The sequence below is a fragment of the Microbacterium sp. NPDC055683 genome, from assembly GCF_053617895.1.
The window spans coordinates 11,737-38,625 of the sequence record NZ_JBSHGQ010000028.1 but is presented as its reverse complement, the minus strand read 5'-3'; the positions used below and the strand labels follow the sequence as shown (position 1 = coordinate 38,625).

The window sequence follows — 26,889 nt, the reverse complement described above, 5'->3', positions numbered from 1 at the left end:
CGCGCTCCTCCTCGGCCACGCTCACTCGCCCGTCGGCTCGAGCGCCTTGAACACCTGGGCGTTGTCGGGCGAGGCCCAGATCGCCGGGAAGGCGTACAGGTCGTCCTCCGTCGGCCAGCCGGTGAACTTCTCGGCGTTGAACTCGCTCGTCGTCCCTCCCGTGAGGATCGGGATGTACGGCATGTCCTCGACGATCGCCGCCTGGATGATGTCGAACTGCTCCTGACGGGTGGCGGTGTCCTCGGGGTTCGTCGCCTTCAGCACGGCGAGCGCCTCGTCGACGGCGGGATCGCTGAACCGCGACACGTTGACGGGGGCGGCCTCGCCCACGGGAGCGGTGTTCGCAGAGGAGAAGAAGTTGTTGTACAGGTAGTACGGGTCGGATGCCGCACCCTGGCCGAGCGAGTCGATCGCGAGCTGGTACGTGCCCTTGCTCTTCTTGTCGGTCCACTCGTTCCACGACGACTGCGACGCCGTCACGCCGATCCCGACGGCCTTCAACTGCTGCGACATGGTGTCGATCGCCGTGATGTAGTCGGTCCAGCCGGTGACGACCTCGATCGTGAGGTTCAGCGCGACGCCGTCCTTGGCGTAGATGCCGTCGGCGCCCTTCTCATAGCCGGCGCCCGTGAGGATCTCGTCGACCTTCGCCGCATCAGCCGTCTCCGGCACGACGGTCTCGTCGATGGCGTCCGAGATGAACTGCTCCTGCGCGGGCAGCAGCGCGAACGTCGGCGACATCTCGCTCGCCGTGTTCTGGAACGCGAGCGAGTTCACCTGCTCGCGGTCGAGCGCGTAGTAGATCGCCTGCCGAACGGCGGGGTCGGTCTGCGGCCCCTCGCACCCGAGATCGGCGTTCGAGCAGGTGAGGAGCGCCATCTGGTTCTGGCCGATCGTGATGGCGTCGTAGCCGGGGTAGTTCTCCGACACGTTCTGGATGTCGGGCACGGGGCCGGTCTGCCAGTCGATCGTCCCGGCGGCGAGCGCGTCGGCGCCCGCGGTGTTGCCGGAGAGCGAGAGGTAGCGCACGTTCTCGACGGCGGGGGCGCCGTCCCAGTAGTCCTCGTTGGCCGTGAGGGTGAACGCCTGCGGCTTGAAGTCGGCCAGCAGGTAGGGGCCGGTGCCGACGGGCTCCGCCATGACCTCGGCCGTGGGGTCGATGCCGTTCCAGATGTGCTCGGGCACGATGAAGGTCTTGCCGAGGAGCTCGGGGCCGGTCACGAACGCGGGCTCGTCGAACGTGAGCGTCACGTGCGTGGCGTCGACCTTCGTCGGCGTGCCGGCGAAGCCGCCCGTGTTGAGGGCCGGGTTGTCGAGGAGCATCTGGAAGGTGAAGACGACGTCGTCGGCGTCGAACGCCTCCCCGTCCGACCACGTGACGCCCTCGCGGAGGGTGATGTCGAGCTGCGTGCCGTCCTCGTTCCACGCGTACTCCGTGGCGAGCAGAGGCACGTACGGGTCGGTGTTGACGTTCGTCACGAAGAAGAGCGATTCGTAGATCGTGCCGAGCCCGCCGATCTTCGTAGGCGAGTAGGGGTTGAAGTTGATCTGGTAGTCGCCCGACTGGCCCGTGTAGGCGACGAGCGTGGTGGCGTCGCTCGCGCCCGACGAGGCGCTCGAGCCGCCGCCCGCGGGAGCGCAGGCGGTGAGGGCGAGGCCGAGAGCGGCAACGCCTGCGGAGATGGCGACGGAGGCGCGTCGTCCGCGTGCTGTGCGAAGAAACATCGTTGTCCTTTCCTCACGCCGGGGGAAGACCGTCGGCGTTGACGAACCCGGAGGGGGCTGCTGCCATTGTTACGCACTGAAACGAACTCGGTCAAGCAGTTTCCGCGTCCGCGGAACAAAGTCGTGGGAGCGCTGCCATGACGACGCGCGCAACGCCCCGGCCGGGGACGGCCGGGGCGCTGCGGCGGGAGCCCTTGCGGCTCAGCTCCGCAGGTCTCCTGCGTGCCGGAGCACGAGCGCATCCGCGAACACGTCGGGGGCGACCTCGTCGGGAACCCCCGAGACCGTGAAGACATGCTCCTCGCCCGGCAGCAGCGTCACGAGGCCCGAGTCGACGACGGCAGTGGGATGACCGCGGTCGGCGAGCAGGAAGACGTCGCGCGCATAGGAGCGCGCCCGCACGCGGACGCGCACCGCGCCTTCCGCCCGCTCGGCCTCGACCTCGAACGGCCGCGTGTCGAGCGGCTGATCGACGACCTCGGCGAAGTCGTGCACGGCGCGCGCGAAGCCGGGCGCCTCGACGACGAGCACCTCGTCGTCGCCGCCGGAGGCGACCTCCTCGGGCAGCGCGACGGTCGTCGCGCCGCGCGCTGCGACCTCCGCGGCGAGCCGCACCTGGGCGCGCACCTCGCCCGCCAGCGACAGCCGGCGCACGACGAGATCACCCGACCACGGCTCATCCACGTCGTCGAGGAGCACGGCCGCGAGGGCGCCGTCGCGCGGCTGGACCGTCACGAGCCGCGGCTCGTAGACCGCCCTGAGGGCGTACCAGAGGGGCTTCCTCCGCTCCGCGAAGTCGACGGCGGCCCAGGAGATGACGGGCCAGTCGTCGTTGAGCTGCCACACGATCGTGCCGGTGTTGTACGGCGCGAGCGAGCGGAAGTGGGCGATCCCGAAGCGCACGGCCGCCGCCTGGTTCAGCTGCGTCGCCCAGTGCCAGTCGTCGATCGTCGCGGGGGCCGGCAGGTGCGGGCCGTAGCCGCGCTCGAGCTTGGCGTTGCCCTCGTGCGCCTTCTGGTGCACGAGCATCTCGTGGCCGTACGGCTCGAGGGGCGCGTCGTGCACCGCCTCGGTGAGCGTCGTCCACGCGGGCGGCCCCTGGAATCCGAACTCCGCGACGAAGCGCGGCGTCCACTCCCGGTAGGCGGCGTAGTCCTTCGTATTCCAGACGTCCCAGATGTGGACGGTGCCGTACGTGTCGAGGTTGGGGCTGAGGAACCGCGAGAACGAGTACGGACTCCCCGGCGAGTAGAACCGCGTGCCGTCGAGCTCGGCCACGAGCCTCGGGAAGAGGCGGAAGTAGTACCCCTCGCCCCACGTGCGACCCTCGAGGCGGTGGCGCCATCCCCAGTCGGCGTAGCCGACGATGTTCTCGTTGTTGCCGTTCCAGATGACGAGCGACGGATGCGGCGAGAGCCGCGTGATGGCCTCCCGCGCCTCCGCCTCGATCTCGCGGGCGAGCCACTCCTCCTCGGCGTAGGCGGCGCAGGCCAGCAGGAAGTCCTGCCAGACGAGCACCCCCTGCTCGTCGCACAGGTCGTAGAAGTCGTCCGACTCGTAGATGCCGCCGCCCCACACCCGCAGCAGGTTCATGTTCGCCTCGGTGGCGTCTGCGATGCGCCGTGCGTAGCGGTCGCGGCCGACCTCCGTCGTGAAGGCGTGATCGGGGATCCAGTTCGCGCCGCGGATCTGGATGAGACGGCCGTTCACGTGGACGGCGAACGGACTGCCCTGCTCGTCGGGGGCGATGTCGACGTGCACCGTGCGGAAGCCGACGCGGCCGCGCCATTCGTCGAGGCCCGGCAGGCGGACGGCGACGTCGTAGAGCGGCTGCGCACCGTGACCGCGCGGCCACCAGAGCTCCGCGTCGGCGACGTCGACCCGCACGCGCGCGGCGGTCTCGCCGACGGCCACCTCGACGTCGGCCGTCGTCCCCGCGATCTCGACCTCGACGCGCAGCGCGGCGGTCTCCACGCCGTCCGCGCGCTCGATCTCGACGTGCGCGTCGAGCACGCCCGTGGTCCCGTCGACGTCGACCAGGGGCCGCACGGATGCGATGCGCGCGGTCGACCACGACTCGACGCGGATGGGCTTCCAGATGCCGGCGCCCGCGACGTCGATGCCCCAGTCCCAGCCGAAGCTCGACGCCATCTTGCGCAGCGCGTTGTACGGATGGTGGTTGACGTGCGGGCGCGCGCCGTGCTCCTCCGAGCGCGCGTGCGCCGCGGGGACGGGAGCGGCGACGTCGATGCGCAGCGCGTTCTCGCCGTCGACGAGGGCGGCGCCGATGTCGAAGCGGTACGAGCGGTGCTGGTTCTCGGTCCGGCCGATCTCGACGCCGTTGAGCACCACGGTCGCGAGCGTGTCGAGCCCCTCGGCCACGAGCTGCTGACGCTCGGAGCCGTCGGGCGTCCAGCGGAACGTCGTCTCGAAGCGCCAGTCGACGTCGCCGATCCACTGCTGCGCGTCTTCGTTCGCACCGTCGAAGGGTTCGTCGATGAGCCCGGCGCGCAGCAGGTCCAGGTGCACCGTTCCGGGGACGACCGCGGGGATGCCCTGTCCCCTCACCCCCTCGGGGGCGGGCCCGGCGATCGCCGTGACGGTCCAGTCGTCGGTGAGAGGGATGACGGTCATGCGGCTCCTTCGCCTCGATGTACTTAGTTACATCTTGGTACAAAGTGTCGCGGAGGGGAAGAGGGTGCTCACCGCTCCCAGCGGAACCGGCCGCCGAGGGCGGCGAACTCCTCCGAGACCGCGTCGCGAAGTCGCGCGTCGGCGAGGTAGTCGATCGCCGCCGACCCGAGCGCCGCCGCGGCGTCGGCCATCGCGGCGAACGCCGCCGGGCGCACGGTCGCGTCCGCGAACGCCGCGTTGTGGGGCTGCACGCCCGCGGGCGCTCCGAGGCCGATGGACGGGTGGATCGACGGGACGTAGCGCGAGACGTTGCCCATGTCGGTCGACGGTCCACCCTGGGCCGGCACGAGGGGCGGCGGCGGCACGGCGCGGCCGCGCGAGCGGATGCTCGCGGCCCACCGCTTCGTGAGCGACACGTTCGCCTCGAGCGGGAGGTACGGGGGAACGGGGTCGACCTCGATCTCGGCGGTCACCCCCGTCGAGACGGCTGCGCCCTCGAGCACCGCGACCACGCGGTCGGTGAGCGCGCGGAGCGTGTCGACCTCACCCGAGCGCACGTAGAACAGCGCCGACGCGCGCTCGGGGACGATGTTCGGCGCGGCACCGCCGTCGGTGATGATGCCGTGCACGCGGTCGATCGGCAGGATGTGCTGCCGCAGCTGCGCCACGCCCTGGTACGCCGTCACCACGGCGTCGAGGGCATTGAGACCCAGCCAGGGCGTCCCTGCCGCATGCGCGGCACGCCCGCGGTACGTCACCGCGACGCGGCGGACGCCCGTCGTGCGCTGCCCGACGATCGACGAGACCTCGTCACCGCCTGCCGGATGGACCATCCCCGCCGCGTCGACGTCGTCGAACCCGCCCGCGCGGATGATGTGCTCCTTGCCGCCGCCGTTCTCCTCCGCCGGCGTGCCGATGAGCGACAGACGTCCGCCCCGCCGGGCGACGACCGGTGCGGCCGCGAGGAACGCCCCTGCGCCGATGCCGGCGATGATGTTGTGGCCGCAGGCCTGGCCGATGCCGGGGAGGGCGTCGTACTCGGCGATGACGGCGAAATGGGGCCCATCGCCCTCCCCCACTGTGGCGCGCAGGGCGGTGTCGAGCCCGAACGCGCCGACCTCGGCCTCCACGCCGTGCGCGGCGAGCAGGTCAGCGATGCGGCGCACCGATCGGTGCTCGTCGAAGCCCGTCTCCGGATCGTCGTGGAGCGCGACGGCGAGCGCCTCCAGTTCGGGTCGCAGGTCGTCGACCGCCGCGCCGACGGCGGCACGGTCGGCGTCTCCTGCGCCCTCGAACGGCGACGACTCGTCGACGGTCGCAGGCGTCCGCCCCGCCGCTTCCTGCCACGCGAGGTACGCGTCGATGTGGTCGGCCATGGTTCTCCCTCCCGCCGCGCGGCGATCGCTACAGGACGACGACCTCGCCATCGGCCCGCCGCAGCGTGAGGCGGAAGCCGGCGGGTGCGCCCTCGACGACGTCGGCGCCGTGCCCCAGCGCTGTCAGCACCGCGCGCAGCGGCTCGGGGTCGGGCTCGACCCGCTCGAACGAGAGCAGTTCGATGGCGGGGATGTCGCTCAGGCCCGGCTGCTCGGTGGTGCCCCAGTCGATGAGGAACGGCACGTCGAGGCGACGGCCCTCTCCGCGCGTCAGCCGCCACTCCAGCAGAGTGCCGTCGGGCTTGCGGCGCGACAGGTCGTGCACGTCGCCCGGGTCGTAGCCGCGCGCACGGGCCGCCGCGACCGTCTCGTCGATGTCGGCGGGATGGACGGCGTATGCCTGGATGCTCGGCGCCGTGAGCCCGTCGATGCCGAAGGTCGTCGGCACCTCGGGCGCCGTGCGCGCGGGATCGGGCCCGATGAGCTCGACGTACTGGGGGCCGCGCTCGCCGTCGACCGTGAGGGCGACGAGGGCGTTGGCGGTGCCGGTGGGATGCGCGCCGCCGGGCGCCGCGACGACGCCCGTGAGCTCGGCGAACCAGCGCACGACGGCGTCGAGGTCGGGCCCGGCGATGACGATGTGGTCGAGGTGCGCGGGGATGCTCATGCGGATTCCTTCCGGCGGCGGGCGGGCACCTCGGGCTCCCCGAGGGAGAGCATGAGGCGGTTGGCCCAGTTGAAGAAGGCCGCGCCGTTGATGACGTCGACGATCTCCTCGTCTTCGAGGCCCGCATCGCGCAGGCGCTGCACGTCGGCCTCGCCGAAGGCGAGCGGCGTCTCGGCGAGGGCCACCGAGGACGCGGCGATCGCGTTCCATGCCGTATCGCCGAGGTCGGCGCCGACCCCTTCGTCGAGGAGGCGCTGCACATCCGCCTCGCGGCCCGACTCGCGCGTCGCCGCGGCGGCGTGCACATGGGCGCAGAAGACGCAGCCGTTGTACCGGGAGGTGGCGGCCGCCGCCAGCTCCCGCTCGGCGCGGCCGACGCCGTCCGTGACGTTGAAGAAGATGTCGAGGTCGGTGAGCGTGCGCGCGCGGAGCGCCTCGGGGTCGCGCGCGAGCAGCCGGAAGTAGGGCATCTTCGCGCGGGCGGGCTCGATGAGCGCCGAGCGCTGGGGCTCGGTGAGGTCGTCCTCCGCCACGGGGAGCAGCCACGGCACCCAGCCGAGGCCCTGCTGGGTGAACGCGTCCGGACGGTCGAGGTCGGGGTACGCGGTGACGAGCTCGCTCATGCGCGGCTCCCTTCGGTCGAGGAGGTCGGGGCGGCGGAGGCCAGCACGCGCAGCCCCCACGCGGTGCGCAGCTGGAACGACAGGAACGCGACGAGCTGCGACAGCGACACGATGTCGTCGGCGCTCCATCCGGCGTCGACGAGAGCCTGCAGCGCCTCCGGCCGCGACTCGCGCGGGCGGAACACGAGCAGGTGCGTGTGGGTGAAGGCGGCGGCGAGGCGCTCGCCGAGGGCCGCGGCGTCGGCCTTCCACACGAGCCCGGGGGTGCTCTCCGCCGCGAGGCCCGGCTCCCGGTAGGCGCCGTAGGGCCCCTGCGTCCTGCCCGAGAGCGCCGCTTCGTCGACGAGGGCGACGAGGCCCGGTGCCTCGTCGCCGAGCAGGTCGGCGTAGAAGTCCGTCGCGGCGCCGAAGCCGTGCAGGCGCGCGACGAAGGCCGCGACGGCATAGCGCTCGGCGAGCGGGAACGTCCCGGGGTCCGCGGGCTCGAGCAGCGCCTCGAAGCTGCGCTGCGCGTTCTCCCGCGCCTGCGCCCGGTTGCCGCGGATGGCCGCGAGGCGGCTGCCCGGGGCGATGCCCGCGAGCAGGTCGATGATGTCGGCGTTGTCGGAACTCATGAGACTCCTTCTGCGGGGGCTTCCGCGAGGACGGCGCGGGCGGAGGGGACGGATGGGCCGGTGTGGGCGGAGCGCAGCGACGCGGCGGCGGCGTGCCCCGTCTCGTATCCGAGGCGCGGTGCGACCTCGGCGGCGAGCAGCTCGAGCGACCGCAGCGTCAGGTCGTGCGTCGCGGCGATCGAGTGGACCTGGAACGAGACGTCGGTCGCGGCGGGGATGGCCGCATCCTCCGAGAGCGAGGCGACCACCTCGTCGACGGTGCCGACGTGCGTGTCGGTGAGGCGCGCGACGTCCTCGATCCCGAGCCCCGACACATCCCGCCCGAACATCGTCTGCGCGAGGCGGCGCAGCCCGTCCTCCGCGAGCTCCAGCGCACGGGTGCGGTGCTCCGGGTCGACGACGAGCGCCGTGCGGGAGGCGAGGATGCGCGGGGCGGCGCCGTCGGGAAGCGCGGCGCGGTACGCCTCGATGATGGGGAGCTGGATGGCGTGGAGCGGGGCGTCGGGGTCGGCCTCGGTGCGCGGCTGCGTGCGCGAGAGCAGCAGGCCGTCACCGCGGAGCCCGGCCCGGCGTCCGCCGTCGACGGAGAACGTCGCCTGCCAGATGCGGTCGGCGAGATCGCCCGCCGGCGGATAGATGCGCGACGGCGTGCCGCGCACGCCGCGGCCGGAGAGCGCATCGACGAACACGCCGAAGTGGTCGTCGAAGATCTCGCGCCGACGCGACGGATCCTGCCCGAACGCCGCGAACGACGAGGGCGTCCCGCCCGATGCGACGCCGAGCTGCACGCGCCCGCCGCTGAGCTGATCGAGCACGGCCGCGTCCTCGGCGGCGCGCACGGGGTCGTCGATCGGGAGCGTGAGCACGGCGGTGCCGAGGCCGATGCGCTCGGTCCGCTCGGCCGCGGCGGCCAGGAGCACGAACGGCGAGGGGAGGCCTCCCTCGTGCTCGCCGAAGTGATGCTGCGCGATCCACGCCGACGCGAAGCCCGAGGCCTCGGCCTGCGCGATCTGCTCGAGCGCGAACCGGTAGCGGTCGGCGGCGGGAGCCTCCTCGAGCAGGCGCGTGAAGAAGCCGAGCCGGGTCATGCGCCGCCTCGGAACGCCGCCCCGGGGATGGCCGCGAGCAGCTGTCGCGTGTACTCGTGCTGCGGGTCGTCGAACACCTGCGCCGCGGTGCCGAGCTCGACCTGGCGCCCGCGCTGGAGCACCGAGACCGTGTCGGCGATCTGCCGGACGACGGCGAGGTCGTGCGAGATGAACACGTAGGTCAGCCCGAGCTCCTCCTGCAGTCGCGCGAGCAGGCGGAGGATCTGCGCCTGCACGGTGACGTCGAGGGCCGAGACCGCCTCGTCGAGGACGACGAGCTCCGGCTCGAGGATGAGCGCACGCGCGATCGCGACGCGCTGGCGCTGGCCGCCCGACAGCTCCCGCGGGCGGCGGTTCGCGAGCTGCGGCGCGAGCGAGACGAGCTCGAGGTGGTGCGCGACGCGCTCGGCCCGCTCCGCCGACGTGCCGATGCCGAAGTTCGCGAGCGGCTCGGCGAGCACCTGCCCGATCGACTGCCGCGGATCGAGCGAGCCGTACGGGTTCTGGTAGACGAGCTGCGTCGTGCGCCGGAACGCGCGGGCGGACCGGAGCGCCGTCACGTCGACGTCGCCCACGCGGATGGCACCGGACGTCGGGCGGTTGAAGCCCGCGATGCTGCGTCCGGTGGTCGTCTTGCCGGATCCCGACTCTCCCACGAGCGCGTGCGTCGTGCCGCGCGGCACCGTGAACGAGACGTCGTCGACGGCGACGAGCGGGGCCCGCCCGCCGCCGCGCGCGAACTCCTGGCGCAGCGCCGTCACCTCGACGAGGGGGCGCTCGCCGCCTGCGACGACGGGCGCCACGCGTTCGACGACCTGCGCCAGCGACGGGGCGTCGGCGAGGAGCGTGCGCGTGTACTCCGCGTCGGGTGCGGCGAGCACGGTGGCCGAGGGGCCGGCCTCCTGCACCTCTCCCCCGCGCATGACGACGATCGAGTCCGAGCGGTCGGCGGCGACGGCGAGGTCGTGCGTGATGAAGAGGATGCCCGTCCCCGTCTCCGTGCGCAGGCGGTCGAGGAGGTCGAGCACGGTGCGCTGCACCGTGACGTCGAGGGCGCTCGTCGGCTCGTCGGCGATGATGAGCTCGGGTTCGAGGGCGAGCGCGGCGGCGATGAGCACGCGCTGTCGCATGCCGCCCGAGAGCTCGTGCGGATACTGCCGCGCGCGCGTCTCCGGGTCGTCGATGTCGACGCGCTCGAGCAGCTCGAGCACGCGGGAGCGGACCTTCCTCTGGTCGCGCCATCCGTGGATGCGCAGCGCCTCGCCGACGCTCGACCCGATCGTCGTGACGGGGTTGAGCGAGTTGCCGGGGTCCTGCGGGATGAGCGCGATGCAGCGACCGCGCAGCGACCGCCAGCGACGCTCGGAGAGTCCGACGAGCTCGGTGACGCCCTCGCGCCGCTCGTTCAGGCTGATGCTCCCGCCTGCGACGCGGCCGTTGGAGGCCAGCAGGCCGATGACCGACTGGGCGACGGTCGACTTGCCGGAGCCCGACTCGCCGACGAGCGCCGTCACCTCGCCCGCCGCGACGTCGAACGAGACGCCTCGCACGGCGTCGACGGGTCCGTGCGCCGTGCGGTACTGCACCGCGAGGTCGCGGATGGACAGCAGCGGTTCGCCGGTCATGCGGACTCCCCTCCCCGGATGGCCTGGCTGAGCCGGTTCGTCGCGAGCACGACGACCACGACGACGGCACCGGGCAGGACGGTCAGCCACCAGGCCGTGGCGACGTAGTTGCGCCCCTCCGCGATGAGGAGCCCCCACTCGGGCGTGGGCGGCGGGGCGCCGTACCCGAGGAAGCCGAGGGTCGAGATCTGCAGGATGGCCGAGCCCAGCTGCAGCGCCGCGAGCGCGATGACGGGCGTGAGCGAGTTCGGCAGGATGTGCCGCCACAGCACGCCGAAGAAGGTGCCGCCGGAGCCGTACGCGGCCTCGACGAACTCGCTCACGCGCACGCCGACGACCTGCGAGCGGGCGAGCCGCGCGAACGTCGCGATCGACGTCACGCCCACGGCGATGGCCGCGTTGGTCGTGCCGAACCCGAGCAGGATGACGACGCTGAGCGAGAGGAGGAGGGCGGGGATGGCCAGCAGCACGTCGACGACGCGCATGAGCACCTCGTCGAGCCAGCCGCCGACGGCGCCCGCCGCGACGCCGATGGCGGTTCCGACGACGAGACCCACGAGCACGGCCACGAGAGCGCCCGTGATCGACTGGGACGCCCCGAAGACGACGCGGGCGTACACGTCGCGCCCCGTGGCATCCGTGCCGAACCAGTGCGCGGCGCTCGGCGCCTGCAGCGACGGGGCGACCGTCTCGGTCGGGCTCGCGCCGGTGAAGAGGCCGGGCGCGATGGCCGCGAGCACGGCGACGACGAGGACGAGACCGGGGACGATGACGCCGGGTCGCACGAGGGGGCGCCACCATCCGATACGGGGGCGCGAGGCGGCGAGCACGCTCATCGGACGGCTCCCTTCCGGGCCGGGGCCTGCGTCCGGCGCAGGCGGGCGTCGAGCACCGGGTAGAGCAGGTCGACGACGAGGTTGATGACGACGAACGTGACCGTCGTGATGAGGACGACCGCGAGCAGCACGGGGGTGTCGCGGTTCGCGACGGCCTGGGCCGTGATCTGCCCGATGCCGTTGCGGGCGAACACGGCCTCCGTGACGACGGCGCCTCCGACCAGCTCGCCGAAGAGGAGGCCGGCCATCGTGAGCGTCGGCAGGAGGGCGTTGCGGGCGACGTTGCGCCACAGCAGCCACGAGGTGCTCGCCCCGCGCGCGCGCACGACGGTGACGAACGGCTGGTCGCGCACCTCGTCGATGCTGCGCATGAGCACCTGCGCGAGCGGCGCGGCGATGGGGATGGCGAGGGTCGCGACCGGGAGGATGAGCGACTGCAGCTCCGACGCGCCGATCGTGGGAACGAGACGGAGCTGGAAGGAGAAGATCTGGATGAGGATGATGCCGATCCAGAACACCGGCAGCGACACGAAGAACGGCGGGATGGTGCGGAACAGGCGGCGCAGCCACGTGCCCTTGCCGTAGGTCGCGGTGAACGCGATGACGACGGCGAGGAAGATCGCCACGGCGAGGCCCGAGACGGCGAGAACGAGCGTGTCGGGCAGGTTCGCGGCGATGAGGTCGGACACCGCCGCGCCGCTCTGCACGGAGTAGCCGAAGTCGCCGCGCAGGAACGCGGCCGCGGAGTCGAGGTACCGCACGATGAGCGGCTGGTCGGCGCCGTAGGCGACGCGGATGGCCTCCAGCTGCTCGGGCGTGAGGCCGAGATCGGGGTTGCCGTAGCGCGCGAGGACGGCGTCTCCCGGGAGAGCGGCGAGCAGCACGTACGCCGCCGTGTAGGCGAGCACGAGCACGAGCACCGCCTGCCCGGCGCGTCGCAGGACGTAGAGCATGTTCACCTTCCGAGGTTCCCGTTCACCGAAACCAGCCTCTGTCGTCGAGACCAGCGCGCGGAGCGCCGGTCTCGACGACAGAGGCTGGTCTCGACGCTACTGGGCGAGCCAGGTGTCGTAGAACGACGGACGGCCGACCGACTCCGTGCGGAAGCCCTGAACGGCGTCGATGTAGCCGAACACCTGCGGCTCCTCGAAGATCGGCAGGATGTACGCCTGCTCGGCGAGACGCTCCTGAGCGGCGGCCGACGCCTCGGCGCGGCCGTCCTCGGTGGGAGACGATGCGATCTGCTGGAGGAGGTCGTCGAGCTCCTGGTCGCCCACCGTGCCGTCGGGGTAGCCGTTCAGCAGGGTGTTGCGGTTCTTCGAGAAGTACTGCGACTTCAGGACGTCGTAGTCGGCACGGCCGACCATGGAGTGGTACACCTGCAGCGCGCCGACCTCGATGCGGGCCGCGTCCTGCGCCGCCTGGTCGCCCGGCAGCAGCTCGACGTCGATGCCGAGCTCGGCGAGCTGCTCCTGGATGAGGGTCACGACCTCCCTCGAGCGCGGCTGCGGCAGCGCCTCGTTGAAGGTCAGGGCGAGGGTCTGGCCATCCTTCTCGCGCAGTCCGTCGGCATTCAGCTCCCAGCCGGCCTCGTCGAGCAGGTCGGCGGCCCGCTCGGGGTCGTAGGCGTAGTACGACGACGTGTCGGTGTACCCGAGCGCCGTCGATGCGAGCGCTCCCGTCGCGAGCGGGTAGCTGTCGGTGAAGAGCGTCTCGACGATCTGCTCGCGGTCGATGCCCGCGATGAGCGCCTGGCGCACGCGGACGTCCTCGAGGAGCGGGTCGCGGAAGCGGAAGCTCAGGCCGTTGTTGACGCCGTTCGTCGACGCCGCGAGGAGCGAGAGCCCGTCGGCGGAGAACTGCGCCTCGTCGGGCGCCTCGATCTGGCGTGCGATCTGCGCCTGCTGCGAGACGACGTTGCCGACGCGCACGCTGTCCTCGCCGACGACGAGGTAGTCGATGGCGTCGAGGTATGCGCGGCCGTCGTGCTCGAACGACTCGGGCGCCCAGTCGTAGTCCTCGCGGACGGCGAGGCTGATCTCGGTGCCGATCTCCTCGCTTGCGATCGTGAACGGGCCGGAGCCGACGATCTCGGCGGCGTTCCCCGGGCCGAACTCCTCGCTGGTGCGGTCGAGCGTCTCGTTCGAGAGCAGACCGGAGTTGATGGTCGACACGGCCTGCGCGAAGCCGGGCGACGGCGCCGTGAAGAAGAACTTCACGGTGGTCGCGTCGACGGCCTCGCCGTGGTCGTAGTTGTTGATGGCCTCGGAGACCGTGAGGGCGCGATCGGTGTCGCCCAGGCCGTAGAGGTCGAAGTTCTTCACGACGTTCTCGGCGTCGATGGGCGTGCCGTCGGAGTAGGTGGCATCGTCGCGCAGCGTGAAGGTGTACTCCGTCGCGTCGTCGTTCACCTCCCAGCTCGTCGCGATCCAGGGCTCGAGCTCGAGGGTCTCGGGGTTCTGGTAGAGCAGCCGGTCGGTGATGTTGTTGACGATGCCGCCGTTGGGGTAGAAGCCGGCGGACGGCGGATAGAGGGTGTTCCACGTCTGCGGCTCGAGGTACGTGAGCGTGCCGCCTTCGACGGGGTCGCCCGATGCCGCGGAGTCGGACGGCGCGGATCCGCCGGCGCTGCAGCCGGCGAGCAGCGCGGCTGCCGTCACGGCGGATGCCGCGGCGAGCGCGATGCGGGGGATGCGGGACATGGATGTCTCCTCAGGACGGGGCAGGGGGAACCGGCGCTGCTGTGAACCGATGGGATCAAGTCCACCACAGCGTGCGGGTGGCCCGCCCCGAAACGGTCATGGATCGTAAAGTGCGACACGATCGCGCGCCCGCATGGCAGGATGACCGGCTCGCGCCCGGCGCGCGATGTCGGCGGCCCTGCCTACGCTGGGGGGATGGCCACCAAGCGCGCCCCCGCCCCCGCCTTCGTCTGCTCGGAGTGCGGGTGGACCTCGCCCAAGTGGGTCGGGCGGTGCGGCGAGTGCCAGCAGTGGAACACGGTCGTCGAGGCGGCGGCGCCCGATGCCGCCCGCCGCGTCGCCCCCATGATCCCGACATCGTCCGCACGCCCGATCACGAGCATCGACACGTCGGAGACGCCGCGCCGTGCGAGCGGCGTGGGCGAGTTCGACCGCGTGCTGGGAGGCGGGATCGTGCCGGGCGCGGCCATCCTGCTCTCGGGCGAGCCCGGTGTCGGCAAGTCCACGCTGCTCCTCGAGGTCGCCGCGCGCTCCGCCCGCGAGGGCAGGCGCGTGCTGTACGTGAGCGCCGAGGAGTCGCCGGGGCAGGTGCGGTTGCGCGCAGAGCGGACGGGTGCCCTCCACGACGAGCTCTTCCTCGCGAGCGAGACCGACCTCGCGAAGATCCTCGGCCACGTCGACGCCGTGAAGCCCTCGCTCGTCGTCGTCGACTCCGTGCAGACCGTGTCGTCGTCGCTCAACGACGGCGCGGCGGGGATGCCGGGCCAGGTGCGCGAGGTCGCCTCCACCCTCATCCGGGTCGCGAAGGAGCGCGACCTCCCCGTCATCCTCGTGGGTCATGTCACGAAGGACGGTCAGGTCGCCGGTCCCCGGCTGCTCGAGCACCTCGTCGACGTCGTCTGCCATTTCGAGGGCGACCGGCAGACGAGCCTCCGCTTCATCCGCGCGCTCAAGAACCGCTTCGGTGCCGCCGACGAGGTGGGATGCTTCGAGATGGCGGGCGACGGCATCGTCGAGGTGCCCGATCCCAGCGCGCTCTTCCTCTCCCACGGGACGCCCGAACCCGGCACCTGCATCGCGATCGCGCTCGAGGGGCGCCGCGCGCTGCCCGTGGAGGTCCAGGCGCTCGCGGTGCCGACGACGGCGGCGAACCCGCGCCGGGTGGTGAACGGGCTCGATCCGTCGCGCGTGGCGATGGTGCTCGCCGTCCTCGAGATGCGCGCGGGCGTCAAGACGAGCCAGCTCGACGTGTACGTGTCGACGGTCGGCGGTGTGCGGTTCACCGAGCCGGCGGCCGACCTCGCGATCGCGATCGCCGTGGCGGGCTTCGTGCGCGGGCACGCCGTCGCTCGGTCGGTCGCGGCCGTGGGAGAGCTCAGCCTCGCGGGCGAGGTGCGGCCCGTCACGCAGGGGGCGCAGCGGCGCGCCGAGGCCGGGCGCCTCGGCTACCGCAGCGTGGTCGACGACGGCGCGGGCAGCCTCAAGGCCGCGCTGGAGGAGATCCGCGCGCGGCACACCGCCTGACGCGCACCGCCTGACGCGAGAGGGCGACGCGTCAGGCGTCGAGCACGGCGAGCAGGTCGGCGGGCGCGGCCTGCATGGGGTGAGGACCCGCGATGTCGAGGAACACGGTCGTGATGGCGTCGCGGTGCTGCGTGAGGAACGTGCGGAGCCAGGCGGGCGAGTACACCCCGACCTGGGGCGGCAGGTTCTCGGGCTTGTGGCGCGCGTCGCTGAAGAGCAGGAGCGCCACGTCGCCGGTCGCGGCGTCGCGGTAGGTCCACACCTCTCCCCCGTCGAGCGGGTTGTCGCGCGGGCCGGGCGCGAGCAGGGGGACGACGGTGTTGCCGTTGCGGAGGGCGAGCGCGACCGCCGCCATGTCCTGTTTCTCGAGCGCACGCGCGAGTGCCTCCGACCGGAACGCCGACGGGTCGGCGGCGACGGACTTCCTGCGCTTCGAGCTGGCCATCCGACCAGCCTACGTCCCGGAAGAGGCCCCCCGCGCTCCGGATGACCGGAGCCACGAGGGGCCGACGCTCTCCGGAGCGAGATGGTCGAGGTGCTGGGGACACCGTTTTCGACAGGCCGCTGGGGACAGCCGTCACGAGCTCCGGAGGTACTTCGACAGTAGTCGAACGACCGGGATCCCGTCTGTCCCCCGTTCGGAGGACAGCACGGAAACATGCGGCATGACGGCCGTGCGGATATCGCCGCGAGGGCGACATACCGGGCCTGTTCGGCTAGCTTGAATCTCAGCTTGAAGATGTCATCCAAGCACCATCCGGCTGAGTCCCCAGCGAGGCCGGCTCCGGCCCCCGGCGGTGTCCCCAGCGCTGCCGGGGGCATCTTCGTGCCGTCAGTACAGCAGGAAGGTCGCCGGCTCCGCCGCGTCCACCCCGCCGATCGACACCGCGAGGTTGTAGGTCGCGCCGCCGCCGGCGGCCGCCGGACGCTCCTCGCTGTCGCAGGTCTCGGTGCTCGACCGCGTGCGGTCCCAGACGACGGGCTCTGCACTCTGCACCGTCTGCCCGGCCGCGAGGGTGACCTCCATGTCGCTCGGCTCGCTCTGGCAGTCCGTCGACTGCCACCACGTGTCGGCGCCGCTCGTCACGACGAACCGCTGGGTCGTGGTGCCGACGTTGAGCACGCAGTCGACGTCTCCCGTGTTCGCGAGCGAGATGGAGAACTGCGGCAGCTCGCCCGCGGCGTACTCGGTCTTGTCGGTCACGGCCGTCACCTCGAGCACGGCGGGATCGCACGCCTCGGCCGCGGGGGCCGCGGTCTCGCTCGCCGTCGGCTCGGGAGTGACGGACGGCGTCGGCTCGGACGTCGTCATGGTGGCGGTGGGCGTCGGCTCGGGAGTCGAGGTCGGCTCCGCGTCGCCGTCACCGGCGAACAGCGCTGACCACGGCTGGGCGACGACGAGCCACACGATGCCGCCGATCACGACGAGCGCGAGCAGCAGCACGGCGAGGCGCCGACGGCGGTAGACGGCGGGCGACGGGCGACGGCGCTTCGGCGTGCTCACGGGCTCTCCCTCAGAGGTGCTTGAGCATCCGGGTGTTGCCGAGGGTGTTCGGCTTCACATGGGCGAGGTCGAGGAACTCCGCCACGCCCTCGTCGGGGCTGCGGACGAGCTGCGAGTAGACGTCGGGCGACACGACCTGCTCGCCGATGGGCGAGAACCCGCGGCGGGTGAAGAAGTCGACCTCGAACGTGAGGCAGAACAGGCGGGTGAGCCCGAGCTCGCGCGCCTTGCCCTCGAGCGCCTCCACGATCGCGCGGCCGACGCCGCGATGCAGCCATTCGTCGGCCACGAGCAGGGTGCGCACCTCGCCGAGGTCCTCCCACATGACGTGCAGGGCGCCGCAGCCGATGACCCGGCCGGAATCGTCGACGGCGACGAGGAACTCCTGCGTCGCCTCGTACAGCACGACGAGGTCCTTGCCGAGCAGGATGCGTCGCATCACGAGCGGCTGGAGCATCCGATGGACCTGCTCCATGTCGGCCGCGCGGGCCGGGCGCACCGTGTAGTCGGTCATCCCCCCACCATAGGCGCGGACGCCTCGGCCTCTCCTGAGCGCAGCCGCGGCACACGGAAGGGCGGGGGCCGAAGCCCCCGCCCTTCCGCTCGTCCGGTCAGTCGCCGAGCGCCGCGAGGTCGGGCGTCGCGGAGATGTCGCCGCCCGAGTTGACGCCCACCGACACGCGCTCGCCGCGCGGTGCGCTGTCGAACCGGAACGCGCCGTCCGCGAAGTCGACCTTCACGTGGTGGCCCGAGTCGAGCTGGCCGTTGAGCAGCAGCTCCGACAGCCGGTCCTCGACCTCGCGCTGCATGGCGCGGCGCAGCGGGCGGGCGCCGAGGGCGGGGTCGAACCCGACCTCGATGAGGCGCTCCTTCGCCGCGTCCGACAGCTCGATCGTGATGTCGCGGTCGAGCAGCCGCTCGGCGAGGCGCTTCGTGAACAGGTCGACGATCTGGATGAGCTCGGTCTTCGACAGCTGCGGGAAGACGATGATGTCGTCCACGCGGTTGAGGAACTCGGGCTTGAAGTGCCGCTTCAGCTCCTCGTCGACCTTGCCCTTCATGCGCTCGTACGTCGTCTGCTGGTTGCCCTCGACCTGGAAGCCGACGGGGCCGCCCGCGATGGCAGACGAGCCGAGGTTCGTCGTCATGATGATGACCGTGTTCTTGAAGTCGACGACGCGGCCCTGGCCATCCGTCAGACGTCCCTCCTCCAGGATCTGGAGGAGCGAGTTGAAGATGTCGGGGTGCGCCTTCTCGATCTCGTCGAAGAGCACGACCGAGAACGGCTTGCGGCGCACCTTCTCGGTGAGCTGGCCGCCCTCCTCGAAGCCGACGAAGCCGGGAGGGGCTCCGAACAGGCGCGAGACGGTGTGCTTCTCGCCGAACTCCGACATGTCGAGGGAGATCAGCGCGCCCTCGTCGTCGAAGAGGAACTCCGCGAGGGCCTTCGCGAGCTCGGTCTTGCCCACGCCCGTGGGGCCGGCGAAGATGAACGAGCCCGAGGGGCGCTTCGGGTCCTTGAGGCCGGCGCGCTGACGGCGGATGGTCTTCGACAGCGCGGCGATCGCCTCCTCCTGGCCGATGACGCGCTCGTGCAGCGCCTTCTCCATGAAGACGAGGCGGCTCGTCTCCTCCTCCGTGAGCTTGAACACGGGGATGCCGGTGGCCTGCGCGAGGACCTCGGCGATCAGGCCCTCGTCGACGACGGCGTGCGACGCGATGTCGCCCGAGCGCCACTGCTTCTCGAGGCGCAGGCGCTCGCCCAGGAGCGCCTTCTCCTCGTCGCGCAGCGACGCGGCCTTCTCGAAGTCCTGCTCCTCGGAGGCGATCTCCTTGGCCTCGCGGACCTTGGCGATCTTCTCGTCGAACTCGCGCAGCTCCGGCGGCGACGACAGGATCGACAGGCGCAGGCGGGCGCCGGCCTCGTCGATCAGGTCGATGGCCTTGTCGGGGAGGAAGCGGTCGCTGATGTAGCGATCGGCGAGGTTCGCGGCCGCGACGATCGCGCCATCCGTGATCTGCACCTTGTGGTGCGCCTCGTAGCGGTCGCGCAGACCCTTGAGGATGTTGATGGCGTGCGGGAGCGAGGGCTCCTGCACCTGCACGGGCTGGAAGCGGCGCTCGAGGGCGGCGTCCTTCTCGAAGTGCTTGCGGTACTCGTCGAGCGTCGTCGCGCCGATCGTCTGCAGCTCGCCGCGGGCGAGGAGCGGCTTCAGGATCGAGGCGGCGTCGATCGCGCCCTCCGCGGCACCCGCACCCACGAGGGTGTGGATCTCGTCGATGAAGACGATGATGTCGCCGCGCGTGCGGATCTCCTTGGTGACCTTCTTGAGGCGCTCCTCGAAGTCTCCGCGGTAGCGCGAGCCGGCGATGAGCGAGCCGAGGTCGAGCGAGTACAGCTGCTTGTCCTTGAGCGTCTCGGGCACGTCGCCCTTGACGATCGCCTGGGCGAGGCCCTCGACGACGGCGGTCTTGCCGACGCCGGGCTCGCCGATGAGGACGGGGTTGTTCTTCGAGCGGCGCGAGAGGATCTGCATGACCCGCTCGGCCTCCTTCTCGCGGCCGATGACGGGGTCGAGCTTGTTCTCGCGCGCGGCCTGCGTGAGGTTGCGGCCGAACTGGTCGAGCACCTGCGAGCCGCCCTGCGCCGCCTGCTGCGACTCCTGGCCGCTGGGGGCGACACCCACGGGCTCCTTGCCCTGGTAGCCCGAGAGCAGCTGGATGACCTGCTGGCGCACCTTGTTGAGGTCGGCGCCGAGCTTCACGAGCACCTGGGCGGCGACGCCCTCGCCCTCGCGGATCAGCCCGAGGAGGATGTGCTCCGTGCCGATGTAGTTGTGGCCGAGCTGCAGCGCCTCGCGCAGCGACAGCTCCAGCACCTTCTTCGCACGCGGCGTGAAGGGGATGTGCCCCGTGGGCTGCTGCTGCCCCTGGCCGATGATGTCCTGCACCTGCTCGCGCACGGCGTCGAGCGAGATTCCGAGGGACTCGAGCGCCTTCGCGGCGACGCCCTCGCCCTCGTGGATGAGGCCGAGCAGGATGTGCTCCGTGCCGATGTAGTTGTGGTTGAGCATCTTCGCCTCTTCTTGGGCGAGGACGACGACCCGACGGGCGCGGTCGGTGAATCTCTCGAACATGTCACTCCTCTGGGCCGTGGGCCAAGGGACGCGTCGACGATGGACTGCGGCGCGCCGTGGTTCCACCGTAACGAGCCGCCGATGCGCCCGGCGCCGTGTTCGCCGTGGGCATAGTCGAGGCGTGGGCGGGCGGGCGCGGGGCGGCGCGGGCGCGGAGCGGCGCGGGCGCGGAGCGGCGCGGGCTGCGTGCGGGTTCGCGCCCGGGTGCGGGCGAGCGCCGTCGGTGCGGTTGAGCGCTGCCGGTGCCGTCGAGCGCCGCCGGTGGGGTTGAGCGCTGCCGGTGCGACTTCCGCACCGCAGTGCACGCCCTGCACGCCCGTGCGTGTGCCACATGCACCGCCGTGCAGAACGCGCACCGCCGTGCACCATCGGCACCGAGCCAGTCCGCATCCGGTGCGACGAGGGCACGACCGTCCCACAGGAAGCGGATGGCCGCCGGCGCGCACCGGACCGCCGCACGCCGGCCCCGCGTTTCCGGTGCGACTTTCGCACCGCGCTGCACGCCCTGCACACCAGTGCGTGTGCGACACGCACCCGCGTGCAGAACGCGCACCGCCGTGCACCTTCGGCACCGCAAAAGCCCCGCGCCACCGCCACTCACCCCGCGCCACCGCCGGCCCCGGTCGTCGAGCGAGCGAGTCGAGATGCCCGCGCCCGACCATGAACATCCTCTTGACGTAACGAATATCGTTGTTATCGTTTTTCGCAAACATCGATCGAGGGGGCCTCATGGATCAGAACTCACCGCTGACCGACGGCGATCGCCCGGATTCGCTCGCGACTCCGGCCATCCTCTTTCTGCTCGGTGCCGCACTGACGATCGCCGCGCGGCTGCAGCGCGACACGGAAGGGCTCGTGTGATGAACGCCGCTGGAGTCGACCTCATGTCCGCCCTCGGGAACGCCGCCCTCGCTCTCGGCATCGGGGCGGTGATCACGGCCATGCTCGCCTGGAACGCGAAGCGGCGGGGAAGTCGCTCGATCGCTCTCGACGTGGTTCTCACGCTCACGGCGTGGTTCGTCGTGGTGTCGCTGCTCAGCCTCGGCGTGAACCTGTTCAGCACGTTCACAAACGCGTGGATCGAGTTCTCGACGACCGCCATCGGAGCGACCCCGCAAGCGGGAACGTCCTGCGGCGCAGCTTTCGCGACTCCCGCGAGCACGCCGATGCTGACGTGCGTCGACACGGATCAGGCGCGCGTGACGATCGAGGCGCCCACCACGGCGATGCGCTGGGGACTGGCGGGCAGCCAGATGCTCTCGACGCTCGCGCTGGTCGCTCCGTTCTGCGCGGTCGCGGTCGTCGCCTTCCACGCGCTCGGCGGGCGCCCGTTCCACATTGCGACAACACACGCGCTCACCGTCGGCGCTGCGGTCGTCGTGATCGCCGGCTTCGGGGCGGATGCCCTCACGGCCGTCAGCGAGACGCTCACGCTGCGCGCGGTGCTCGACCCGGATGATGCCGCGTATCCGCCGGTGTTCCGCATCCAGTCGGATCTGCTTCCGCTGGCGGTGGCGCTCGTGATGCTCGCGCTGGCTGCGGTGTTCCGGCATGGCGCACGATTGCAGGGCGAGAACGCGCTGCTGCGGGATGAGACCGCCCGTCTGCAGCGCGACACCGAGGGGCTCGTGTGAGCCCGCCGGCCGACGACGAGTGGACCGGCGTCCACTGCCGGCTCGACGAGCTGCTCGTCGCGCGCGGCATGACGCTGACCCGGCTCAGCGAGCTCGTGGGCGTCAGCATCGTGAACCTGTCGATCCTCAAGAACGACCGGGCGAAGGCCATCCGCTTCTCGACGCTCGTCGCGATCTGCCGCGCGCTCGACTGCGAGATCGGAGAGCTCCTCGTCCGGGCGGATGGCCCGTCGGCACGCTGATCGGCACGGTCGAAGGGGACCGCCGCACATTCGACGTCCTGTCGACTGCCGACGCGATCGACCGGATCGGTGACGCCGGGGCGCTCTCGTCGTCGATCGCTTCCTGCTGCGGCGTCGTGAACCTCATCGCAGTCATGCGTACTTCCCCCCGACGGCACCGAACAGGTCGTTCGCGTTTCCCGTCGCTTCGAGCACCGCCTCGCGAACGGCCGGGTCGAGCATGTCGAGCACCCTGAGATCTCCCGACGATGCGGCGGTGCCCAGCGAATCGATGCGGTGGAACGCGTCGCCGTGACGCTCCGCGAACCTCGCCAGTCCCTGGAGCTTGATGATCGAGTCATCGAGATGCGTGCCGTGCGGATCCACGATCGACGGGCGGATCTCGCCGTTCACACGCGTGAAGACCAGGAAGTCGGGATGCAGCGTCCGCCAGTTGCCGGCGAGATCCCGGTAGGCGATACCGAGCGCGTCGGGCCGCGTGACCGACGGGTTCCGATACCAGCCGACGCAGTCCGGGCGGGCCGCCTCGGTACGCGCGACGGTCCGCTCCCACCCGTTCAAGCTCGTGAGCGGAAAGCGGCCGTCCGCGTCCGACATCAGGTGCTTGTCGAGCGTCTCCGCAGGACGCGTCCGTCCATCCGCCGACTCGGCGAAGTCCTCCATGCGGGACTTCGGCCGGGTGAGCTGCGTCAGCTGCGGCTCGACCGCCTGCGCGCGGATCTCCTCGTACGATTCGCGCCGCTCGTCCGCCAGTCCGCGGATCATCACGCGGTGCTCGTCGAACCACTCGGTGACGATCTCCTTCGCCGCGTCGTCGATCTTCTCCCGCACGCTCGGCACCGTCGCCAATGCTGCCGCCTTGATGTACGCGTCCCGAAGCGCCTCATCGCTATCGTCGACGTCGGGGTCGGCGAGGAAGTCGATGTACGACTGAGCGATATCGGCGCCGAATGCGCGCTTCGCTGCCTCGAACGCGACGCGGATCGCGCGCTCGTCCGCGTGCTCCGTGAAGTCGGTGTAGGAGAGCTTCTTGGTGCCGAAACGACCGGCGATCGTCATTCCCCTGACCGTGCGCACCTCGATCTCAGCGGTGCGCAGCTGCCCGTCGTAGCGCGACGCGAGCGATTCGAGCGTGTTGTGCAGCTGCCGTTTCACCGAGGCGACTGCCCGGGGCCGCAGGCCGTCGGCTGCGAGCGCCTGCGCGAGACTCACGAGCTGCGTGACGGGGCGAGCGCCGCGGCGAGGGATCGCCATCGTCGGCAGCCGGTCCCAGCACTCCCACACTTCGTCGGGGATCTGCGCGTTGGGGACGAGGTCGCGACCGTCGAGCAGCACCTTCTGCCCTGTCGAGGGCATCGCGTCGGTGAGGCCGGTCAGATACTTCGCGACATCGCCCGCAGTGGTGCGGTCGAAGTGCGGAAGAATGCAGTCCACCGCGTTGAGCCGATCCTCGCCGGGGATGCGCCGTGCGAGTGGAGTGCGCACCATGCGGCCGAGCAGCTGGGTGATGTGCGTGTGATCCCTCGCCGGTCGGAACGACACGAGCACCTCTGCACGCGGGCAGTCCCACCCCGTGGAGATGCCGTCCTTGGCGATGAGGATGCGCACGTCCGTCTCATCCTGCACCCGCTGCGGCTCGATCCACTCGACGTCCCACGCGCCGAAGGAATGGAGCCGATGCTCACCGAGAACATGTCGGACGTTCACGGACGTGATGTCACCGAGTTCCGCCTGGATCGTGTCCAGCCAGAGCCCGACCGCATCGGGGTCTTCGGTATTCGGGATCTGGAGAACCATGAGGGGCACGACCTTCTCGGTCGAGGTCTCTCCCGGCAGGCGCTTCTGTTCAGCCAGGTATCTTCCCCACCGTCGCGACGCGTCCTTCAGCTTGCGTGCAGCACGGGTCGTGAGCGCTGTCTCCAGGTTCCCGGTTTCGGCTGGAATGTCGAGGGCGATGGTGTCTTTGATGAGACCCGACTGCTGTACTCGGACGGGGTCGACCGTGACGGGCGGAAGCGCCGTCCGACCGTCACCCACGGCCGCCTCCTTCATCGCGTCCGTGAAGCGATCGACGGTCGCCGAGATGCCCCAGACGACGGGCATGGCGTAGCCGGTCATCTCCCCGCTGATGAGTCGACGGACGATCGTCGACTTGTCACGCGAGACCCGGGTGGTGAATCCTCGGTGTGCTTCGTCGAGGACGAGGTAGACGGTGAGCGCCTCGTCGTCGATGGTGCTGGCGAGCGTCTCCCAGATGTTCCATGTCAGATCGTCGGGCGGCGGGACAAGCGCACCGCCAGCCTCCTCGGCTTCCCGAGTGCGCTCGGCGCCTCGCGTCAGGAGCGACGTCTTCGACAGCCTCTGTGTGTTGAGGAAGTAGACGTGCTGACTCTCGAGCGTCGGGAGTGAGAACGGCGGCCTCACCGTGACCAGGCGGTCGTAGCCGAGCTTCTCGGAGGCCTGCACGAGGCGCCGCTTCGTCTGCTCGTTGAGATTGGGGTCATCCGAGAACCAGATGACGACCGCGCCGGGGTCGGCGTCGAAATCGAATTCGGTGTCGCCATAGAAGAGCGCTTCGATGGCTGCGGCCGCCATGACGGTCTTGCCCGCCCCGGTTGTCGCGGTCAGGGCGAACGACGTCTCCATCCCGTCCCGGTGGTACAGCGTGCGCGCGCGACGGAGGTTGTCGAGCGTCTGCACGACCGCGTCGTGCTGGTAGTCCTTGAGCGTGAATCTCATCGGGCCCCTCGCATCGCGTCGATCTCGAAGGTGCGCAGATACGAGTCGTAGAGGCGCACGGTCTCCACTGCCTCCGGCAGGGCATGAGCGATCGCCTCGAAGAAGCGATCTTCGTCGGTCACGATGAACGCGAGCCGCGCTTCGGGGTTCGCGGCCATCGCGTGAACGAAGACGTCCGACTTGTCGAGGTCGACGAGCACGCCGTAGGAATCGGCGACGCCCCACCCGTCGGACAGGTCTTCGATGCGACGACCCCGAGACCCGGCTCGCAGCCACAGCAGCGGTGAGATCCGTGCGAACTCCCGGTTCAACTGCACGCGCATCGGCGTCTCGTACGTGAGGGTGAAGAACTCGACGTTCTCGTCGAATCCGTCCGACATCGGGAACTCGTCGGTGAACTTGTAGTCGCCCTTGATCGGCTCGCCGTCGGGCGTCTTGCCGGTGATCGCGGCCTTCACCCTGGGCTTCGTGATGTAGTCGCAGATGCCCCACTTCTCCCAGTCCGCGTCGCCGGGGCGCAGGCCTTCGCGACGAAGACTCACCTGCTCCTCCGCGCTCACCTCGTTGTTCGTGATGCTGATCGAGCGACGGCGCCCGCCGTCCTGCTTGTTGAGGCGCATGACCGCGTGCGCGGTCGTGCCGGAGCCCGCGAAGAAGTCGAGCACGAGAGATTCCTTCTTCGAGGACAGGAAGAACCTGAGGGCGTCCTCTACGGCGAACAACGATTTCGGGTAGGGAAAGTGCCGCCGCCCGAGAAGGCTCGCGTTGAGGTTGCTTCCGTTACGAGATGCATCATGGGCGGGGATGTTCCACTGTGTCGTCGGAATGAACCGGGCCGACGCACCGGAGTCGTCGAGGATGGCGACGCCGTTCTCGTCCAGGCCTCGATATCCGTACTCGCCGGAATCGACCTTCTCGCGCTCTCCCTTCGACAGGAAGTAGACCGGCGTGGCACTTCCCTTGAAGCGCCCGCACTTCACGAATCCGCGTGCGACGAGTTCGCGCAACCGCGTCGGCGTCGTCGACCAGCGCCCCTCCGCGCCGTTCGGACGCTCCGGCGGCCAGACAGCGATCTCATCCGCCGTCGGCTCGGGACGGGGCTCATCGCCCACCAGCGCGTCACCGACCGACGTCACCCGCGCCCCCGAAGCCGTCCGCTCGATGTAGATCGGGTAGTAGCAACCGGGACTGTTTGCCCGGACACCATCCGCACCCCGTCTGTAGAGCTGGTTCCAGTGGACGGATCCTCTGCTGGACCGTCCCGACACGGTCCCCGCCCACTCGGACGAGAGCGCCAAGGGGACAGGGCCGACATCACCCAGCATGACGAAGTAGAGGAACTCGTCGGAACGCGCGAACGCCCCGCTCCGGGCCACTCCACCCGGCTTGATGACGGTGCTCACCATCTGGATCCGTGCCTCCGGGAACACCTGCTCGAGCAACAGGCCCAACCGCAGGTACTCCTTCTCGTCGATCGTGACGATGAGGACGGAGTCCTCGGGGTCGAGCAGTTCCTTCGCGAGCAGGAGCCGGCGTTCCATGAACGCGAGCCACTTCGAGTGGCGGTACATGTCATCGCCCTCGACGTAGTCGTTGTTGTACTTCCAGTCACGCGCGCCCGTGTTGTACGGCGGGTCGATGTAGATGGCGTCGACGGAAGCGCGATGCGTGAAGAGCAGCGCCTGGAGCGCGTGATAGTTCTCGGCATTGATGACCGCGTGGAATGGCTTGTCTCCGCCGCGCTCGACCTTTCCTGTCGATTCCAGCCCGGGGTAGATGGGCTCGCGGAACTCGGTGACCACGACGAGGTCGGCCACAAGGGCGGCGTTCCTCTCTGGATCGCCGGTCGGTGACGGAGCTTCGAGACGCGCAGTGCGGCGCTCTGCCGTGCCATCGAACGAGATCACCCTCCACAGACGCTCGTCTGCGGCCTTCGACGTCTCTCCGCGTGGCGGAAGCACCCTGACGGTGTCTCCCACCCGCAGGCGTCGACCAGGAAGCTCGACCGCCTCCGGCGTGTGGCGTTCGAAGTTCAGCCCGAACGCGCGCCGCTGCGACAGGGCTTCGACCTCTCGAGCGATCTCGGCGCCGAGTTCGGGGTGCGCGGCGCGCAACTGCTTGATCAGATCGTGGATGCGCGCCACTGCTGCCCCCTCAGCACACCGTCGCCCGAGCGAGAAGCGCTCGCCAGATCCCCGCCAACCCGTCGTCGTGCACAC

The 26,889-nt window shown here is 70.7% G+C and carries 21 protein-coding genes; 4 read left to right on the top strand and 17 right to left on the bottom strand.

The genetic code is table 11. The features are described from left to right. Window positions 1–21: 21 nt before the first annotated feature. The 11 genes from ACWGPF_RS11650 to ACWGPF_RS11600 form a co-directional block, all read right to left on the bottom strand. Window positions 22–1,725, bottom strand: a complete 1,704-nt coding sequence (locus ACWGPF_RS11650; protein WP_452332983.1) for an ABC transporter substrate-binding protein — start codon at window positions 1,723–1,725, stop codon at window positions 22–24. A 201-nt stretch (window positions 1,726–1,926) separates the two neighbouring features. Beyond that, complete coding sequence (locus ACWGPF_RS11645) at window positions 1,927–4,359, bottom strand: glycoside hydrolase family 2 protein (protein WP_452332982.1); 2,433 nt, start codon at window positions 4,357–4,359, stop codon at window positions 1,927–1,929. Between the two features lie 68 nt (window positions 4,360–4,427). Continuing rightward, entirely contained in the window at window positions 4,428–5,735 is a 1,308-nt protein-coding gene (locus tag ACWGPF_RS11640; RefSeq protein WP_452332981.1) for an amidohydrolase, read from the bottom strand. A gap of 28 nt (window positions 5,736–5,763) precedes the next feature. Continuing rightward, window positions 5,764–6,402, bottom strand: coding sequence for a VOC family protein (locus ACWGPF_RS11635; protein ID WP_452332980.1), 639 nt, complete (start codon window positions 6,400–6,402; stop codon window positions 5,764–5,766). Then, window positions 6,399–7,025, bottom strand: a complete 627-nt coding sequence (locus tag ACWGPF_RS11630; protein WP_452332979.1) for an alkylhydroperoxidase domain protein — start codon at window positions 7,023–7,025, stop codon at window positions 6,399–6,401. The genes ACWGPF_RS11635 and ACWGPF_RS11630 overlap by 4 nt, the downstream gene beginning before the upstream one ends. Then, window positions 7,022–7,639 carry a CMD domain protein gene (locus tag ACWGPF_RS11625; RefSeq protein ID WP_452332978.1) on the bottom strand — a complete coding sequence of 206 codons (618 nt, stop codon included), beginning with the start codon at window positions 7,637–7,639 and terminating at the stop codon, window positions 7,022–7,024. Before ACWGPF_RS11625 ends, ACWGPF_RS11630 begins: the two co-directional genes overlap by 4 nt. After that, window positions 7,636–8,727, bottom strand: coding sequence for a putative FMN-dependent luciferase-like monooxygenase (locus tag ACWGPF_RS11620; RefSeq protein WP_452332977.1), 1,092 nt, complete (start codon window positions 8,725–8,727; stop codon window positions 7,636–7,638). Before ACWGPF_RS11620 ends, ACWGPF_RS11625 begins: the two co-directional genes overlap by 4 nt. Beyond that, the gene (locus ACWGPF_RS11615) at window positions 8,724–10,352 is read right to left on the bottom strand and encodes a dipeptide ABC transporter ATP-binding protein (protein WP_452332976.1); all 1,629 of its coding nucleotides are present in this window, start codon (window positions 10,350–10,352) and stop codon (window positions 8,724–8,726) included. The genes ACWGPF_RS11620 and ACWGPF_RS11615 overlap by 4 nt, the downstream gene beginning before the upstream one ends. Then, window positions 10,349–11,188, bottom strand: coding sequence for an ABC transporter permease (locus ACWGPF_RS11610; RefSeq protein ID WP_452332975.1), 840 nt, complete (start codon window positions 11,186–11,188; stop codon window positions 10,349–10,351). Before ACWGPF_RS11610 ends, ACWGPF_RS11615 begins: the two co-directional genes overlap by 4 nt. Further along, entirely contained in the window at window positions 11,185–12,141 is a 957-nt protein-coding gene (locus tag ACWGPF_RS11605; protein WP_452332993.1) for an ABC transporter permease, read from the bottom strand. Before ACWGPF_RS11605 ends, ACWGPF_RS11610 begins: the two co-directional genes overlap by 4 nt. A gap of 96 nt (window positions 12,142–12,237) precedes the next feature. Further along, window positions 12,238–13,890 (bottom strand): TIGR04028 family ABC transporter substrate-binding protein, encoded by a 1,653-nt coding sequence (locus ACWGPF_RS11600; RefSeq protein WP_452332974.1) that lies wholly within the window; start codon window positions 13,888–13,890, stop codon window positions 12,238–12,240. Between the two features lie 195 nt (window positions 13,891–14,085). Here ACWGPF_RS11600 and radA point away from each other — a divergent pair, with 195 nt between their 5' ends. Then, window positions 14,086–15,414 carry a DNA repair protein RadA gene (gene radA, locus ACWGPF_RS11595; RefSeq protein WP_452332973.1) on the top strand — a complete coding sequence of 443 codons (1,329 nt, stop codon included), beginning with the start codon at window positions 14,086–14,088 and terminating at the stop codon, window positions 15,412–15,414. 31 nt (window positions 15,415–15,445) lie between these two features. Here the strand turns inward: radA and ACWGPF_RS11590 are convergent, their stop codons facing one another. The 4 genes from ACWGPF_RS11590 to ACWGPF_RS11575 form a co-directional block, all read right to left on the bottom strand. Then, window positions 15,446–15,859 carry a dehydrogenase gene (locus tag ACWGPF_RS11590; RefSeq protein WP_452332972.1) on the bottom strand — a complete coding sequence of 138 codons (414 nt, stop codon included), beginning with the start codon at window positions 15,857–15,859 and terminating at the stop codon, window positions 15,446–15,448. Window positions 15,860–16,246: 387 nt separating this feature from the next. Continuing rightward, entirely contained in the window at window positions 16,247–16,918 is a 672-nt protein-coding gene (locus tag ACWGPF_RS11585) for a hypothetical protein (RefSeq protein WP_452332971.1), read from the bottom strand. 10 nt (window positions 16,919–16,928) lie between these two features. Then, entirely contained in the window at window positions 16,929–17,432 is a 504-nt protein-coding gene (locus ACWGPF_RS11580) for an amino-acid N-acetyltransferase (protein ID WP_345438783.1), read from the bottom strand. 97 nt (window positions 17,433–17,529) lie between these two features. Next, the gene (locus ACWGPF_RS11575; RefSeq protein ID WP_452332970.1) at window positions 17,530–20,055 is read right to left on the bottom strand and encodes an ATP-dependent Clp protease ATP-binding subunit; all 2,526 of its coding nucleotides are present in this window, start codon (window positions 20,053–20,055) and stop codon (window positions 17,530–17,532) included. Window positions 20,056–20,784: 729 nt separating this feature from the next. Between ACWGPF_RS11575 and ACWGPF_RS11570 the strand changes: the two genes are divergently transcribed. The 3 genes from ACWGPF_RS11570 to ACWGPF_RS11560 are packed head-to-tail and all read left to right on the top strand — an operon-like array spanning window position 20,785 to window position 21,931. Beyond that, on the top strand, window positions 20,785–20,916 hold the full coding sequence (locus tag ACWGPF_RS11570) for a hypothetical protein (protein WP_452332969.1): 132 nt from the start codon (window positions 20,785–20,787) through the stop codon (window positions 20,914–20,916). Then, complete coding sequence (locus ACWGPF_RS11565; protein WP_452332968.1) at window positions 20,916–21,689, top strand: hypothetical protein; 774 nt, start codon at window positions 20,916–20,918, stop codon at window positions 21,687–21,689. The genes ACWGPF_RS11570 and ACWGPF_RS11565 overlap by 1 nt, the downstream gene beginning before the upstream one ends. Further along, a complete protein-coding gene (locus ACWGPF_RS11560) occupies window positions 21,686–21,931 on the top strand; it encodes a helix-turn-helix domain-containing protein (RefSeq protein WP_452332967.1) in 246 nt (81 codons plus the stop codon). Before ACWGPF_RS11565 ends, ACWGPF_RS11560 begins: the two co-directional genes overlap by 4 nt. A gap of 132 nt (window positions 21,932–22,063) precedes the next feature. Here ACWGPF_RS11560 and ACWGPF_RS11555 read toward each other — a convergent pair whose 3' ends face one another. Beyond that, window positions 22,064–24,670, bottom strand: a complete 2,607-nt coding sequence (locus ACWGPF_RS11555) for a DEAD/DEAH box helicase (protein ID WP_452332966.1) — start codon at window positions 24,668–24,670, stop codon at window positions 22,064–22,066. Next, a complete protein-coding gene (locus tag ACWGPF_RS11550) occupies window positions 24,667–26,814 on the bottom strand; it encodes a site-specific DNA-methyltransferase (protein ID WP_452332965.1) in 2,148 nt (715 codons plus the stop codon). The genes ACWGPF_RS11555 and ACWGPF_RS11550 overlap by 4 nt, the downstream gene beginning before the upstream one ends. Window positions 26,815–26,889: the final 75 nt, after the last annotated feature.

What these genes read in the sequence shown, in the direction of transcription:
- ACWGPF_RS11610 (WP_452332975.1), bottom strand. Translation starts at nt 11,188, where the DNA reads ATGAGCGTGCTCGCCGCCTCGCGCCCCCGTATCGGATGGTGGCGCCCC.
- ACWGPF_RS11565 (WP_452332968.1), top strand. Translation starts at nt 20,916, where the DNA reads ATGAACGCCGCTGGAGTCGACCTCATGTCCGCCCTCGGGAACGCCGCC.
- radA (WP_452332973.1), top strand. Translation starts at nt 14,086, where the DNA reads ATGGCCACCAAGCGCGCCCCCGCCCCCGCCTTCGTCTGCTCGGAGTGC.
- ACWGPF_RS11650 (WP_452332983.1), bottom strand. Translation starts at nt 1,725, where the DNA reads ATGTTTCTTCGCACAGCACGCGGACGACGCGCCTCCGTCGCCATCTCC.
- ACWGPF_RS11645 (WP_452332982.1), bottom strand. Translation starts at nt 4,359, where the DNA reads ATGACCGTCATCCCTCTCACCGACGACTGGACCGTCACGGCGATCGCC.
- ACWGPF_RS11590 (WP_452332972.1), bottom strand. Translation starts at nt 15,859, where the DNA reads ATGGCCAGCTCGAAGCGCAGGAAGTCCGTCGCCGCCGACCCGTCGGCG.
- ACWGPF_RS11580 (WP_345438783.1), bottom strand. Translation starts at nt 17,432, where the DNA reads ATGACCGACTACACGGTGCGCCCGGCCCGCGCGGCCGACATGGAGCAG.
- ACWGPF_RS11615 (WP_452332976.1), bottom strand. Translation starts at nt 10,352, where the DNA reads ATGACCGGCGAACCGCTGCTGTCCATCCGCGACCTCGCGGTGCAGTAC.
- ACWGPF_RS11630 (WP_452332979.1), bottom strand. Translation starts at nt 7,025, where the DNA reads ATGAGCGAGCTCGTCACCGCGTACCCCGACCTCGACCGTCCGGACGCG.
- ACWGPF_RS11600 (WP_452332974.1), bottom strand. Translation starts at nt 13,890, where the DNA reads ATGTCCCGCATCCCCCGCATCGCGCTCGCCGCGGCATCCGCCGTGACG.
- ACWGPF_RS11605 (WP_452332993.1), bottom strand. Translation starts at nt 12,141, where the DNA reads ATGCTCTACGTCCTGCGACGCGCCGGGCAGGCGGTGCTCGTGCTCGTG.
- ACWGPF_RS11640 (WP_452332981.1), bottom strand. Translation starts at nt 5,735, where the DNA reads ATGGCCGACCACATCGACGCGTACCTCGCGTGGCAGGAAGCGGCGGGG.
- ACWGPF_RS11635 (WP_452332980.1), bottom strand. Translation starts at nt 6,402, where the DNA reads ATGAGCATCCCCGCGCACCTCGACCACATCGTCATCGCCGGGCCCGAC.
- ACWGPF_RS11570 (WP_452332969.1), top strand. Translation starts at nt 20,785, where the DNA reads ATGGATCAGAACTCACCGCTGACCGACGGCGATCGCCCGGATTCGCTC.
- ACWGPF_RS11625 (WP_452332978.1), bottom strand. Translation starts at nt 7,639, where the DNA reads ATGAGTTCCGACAACGCCGACATCATCGACCTGCTCGCGGGCATCGCC.
- ACWGPF_RS11555 (WP_452332966.1), bottom strand. Translation starts at nt 24,670, where the DNA reads ATGAGATTCACGCTCAAGGACTACCAGCACGACGCGGTCGTGCAGACG.
- ACWGPF_RS11575 (WP_452332970.1), bottom strand. Translation starts at nt 20,055, where the DNA reads ATGTTCGAGAGATTCACCGACCGCGCCCGTCGGGTCGTCGTCCTCGCC.
- ACWGPF_RS11620 (WP_452332977.1), bottom strand. Translation starts at nt 8,727, where the DNA reads ATGACCCGGCTCGGCTTCTTCACGCGCCTGCTCGAGGAGGCTCCCGCC.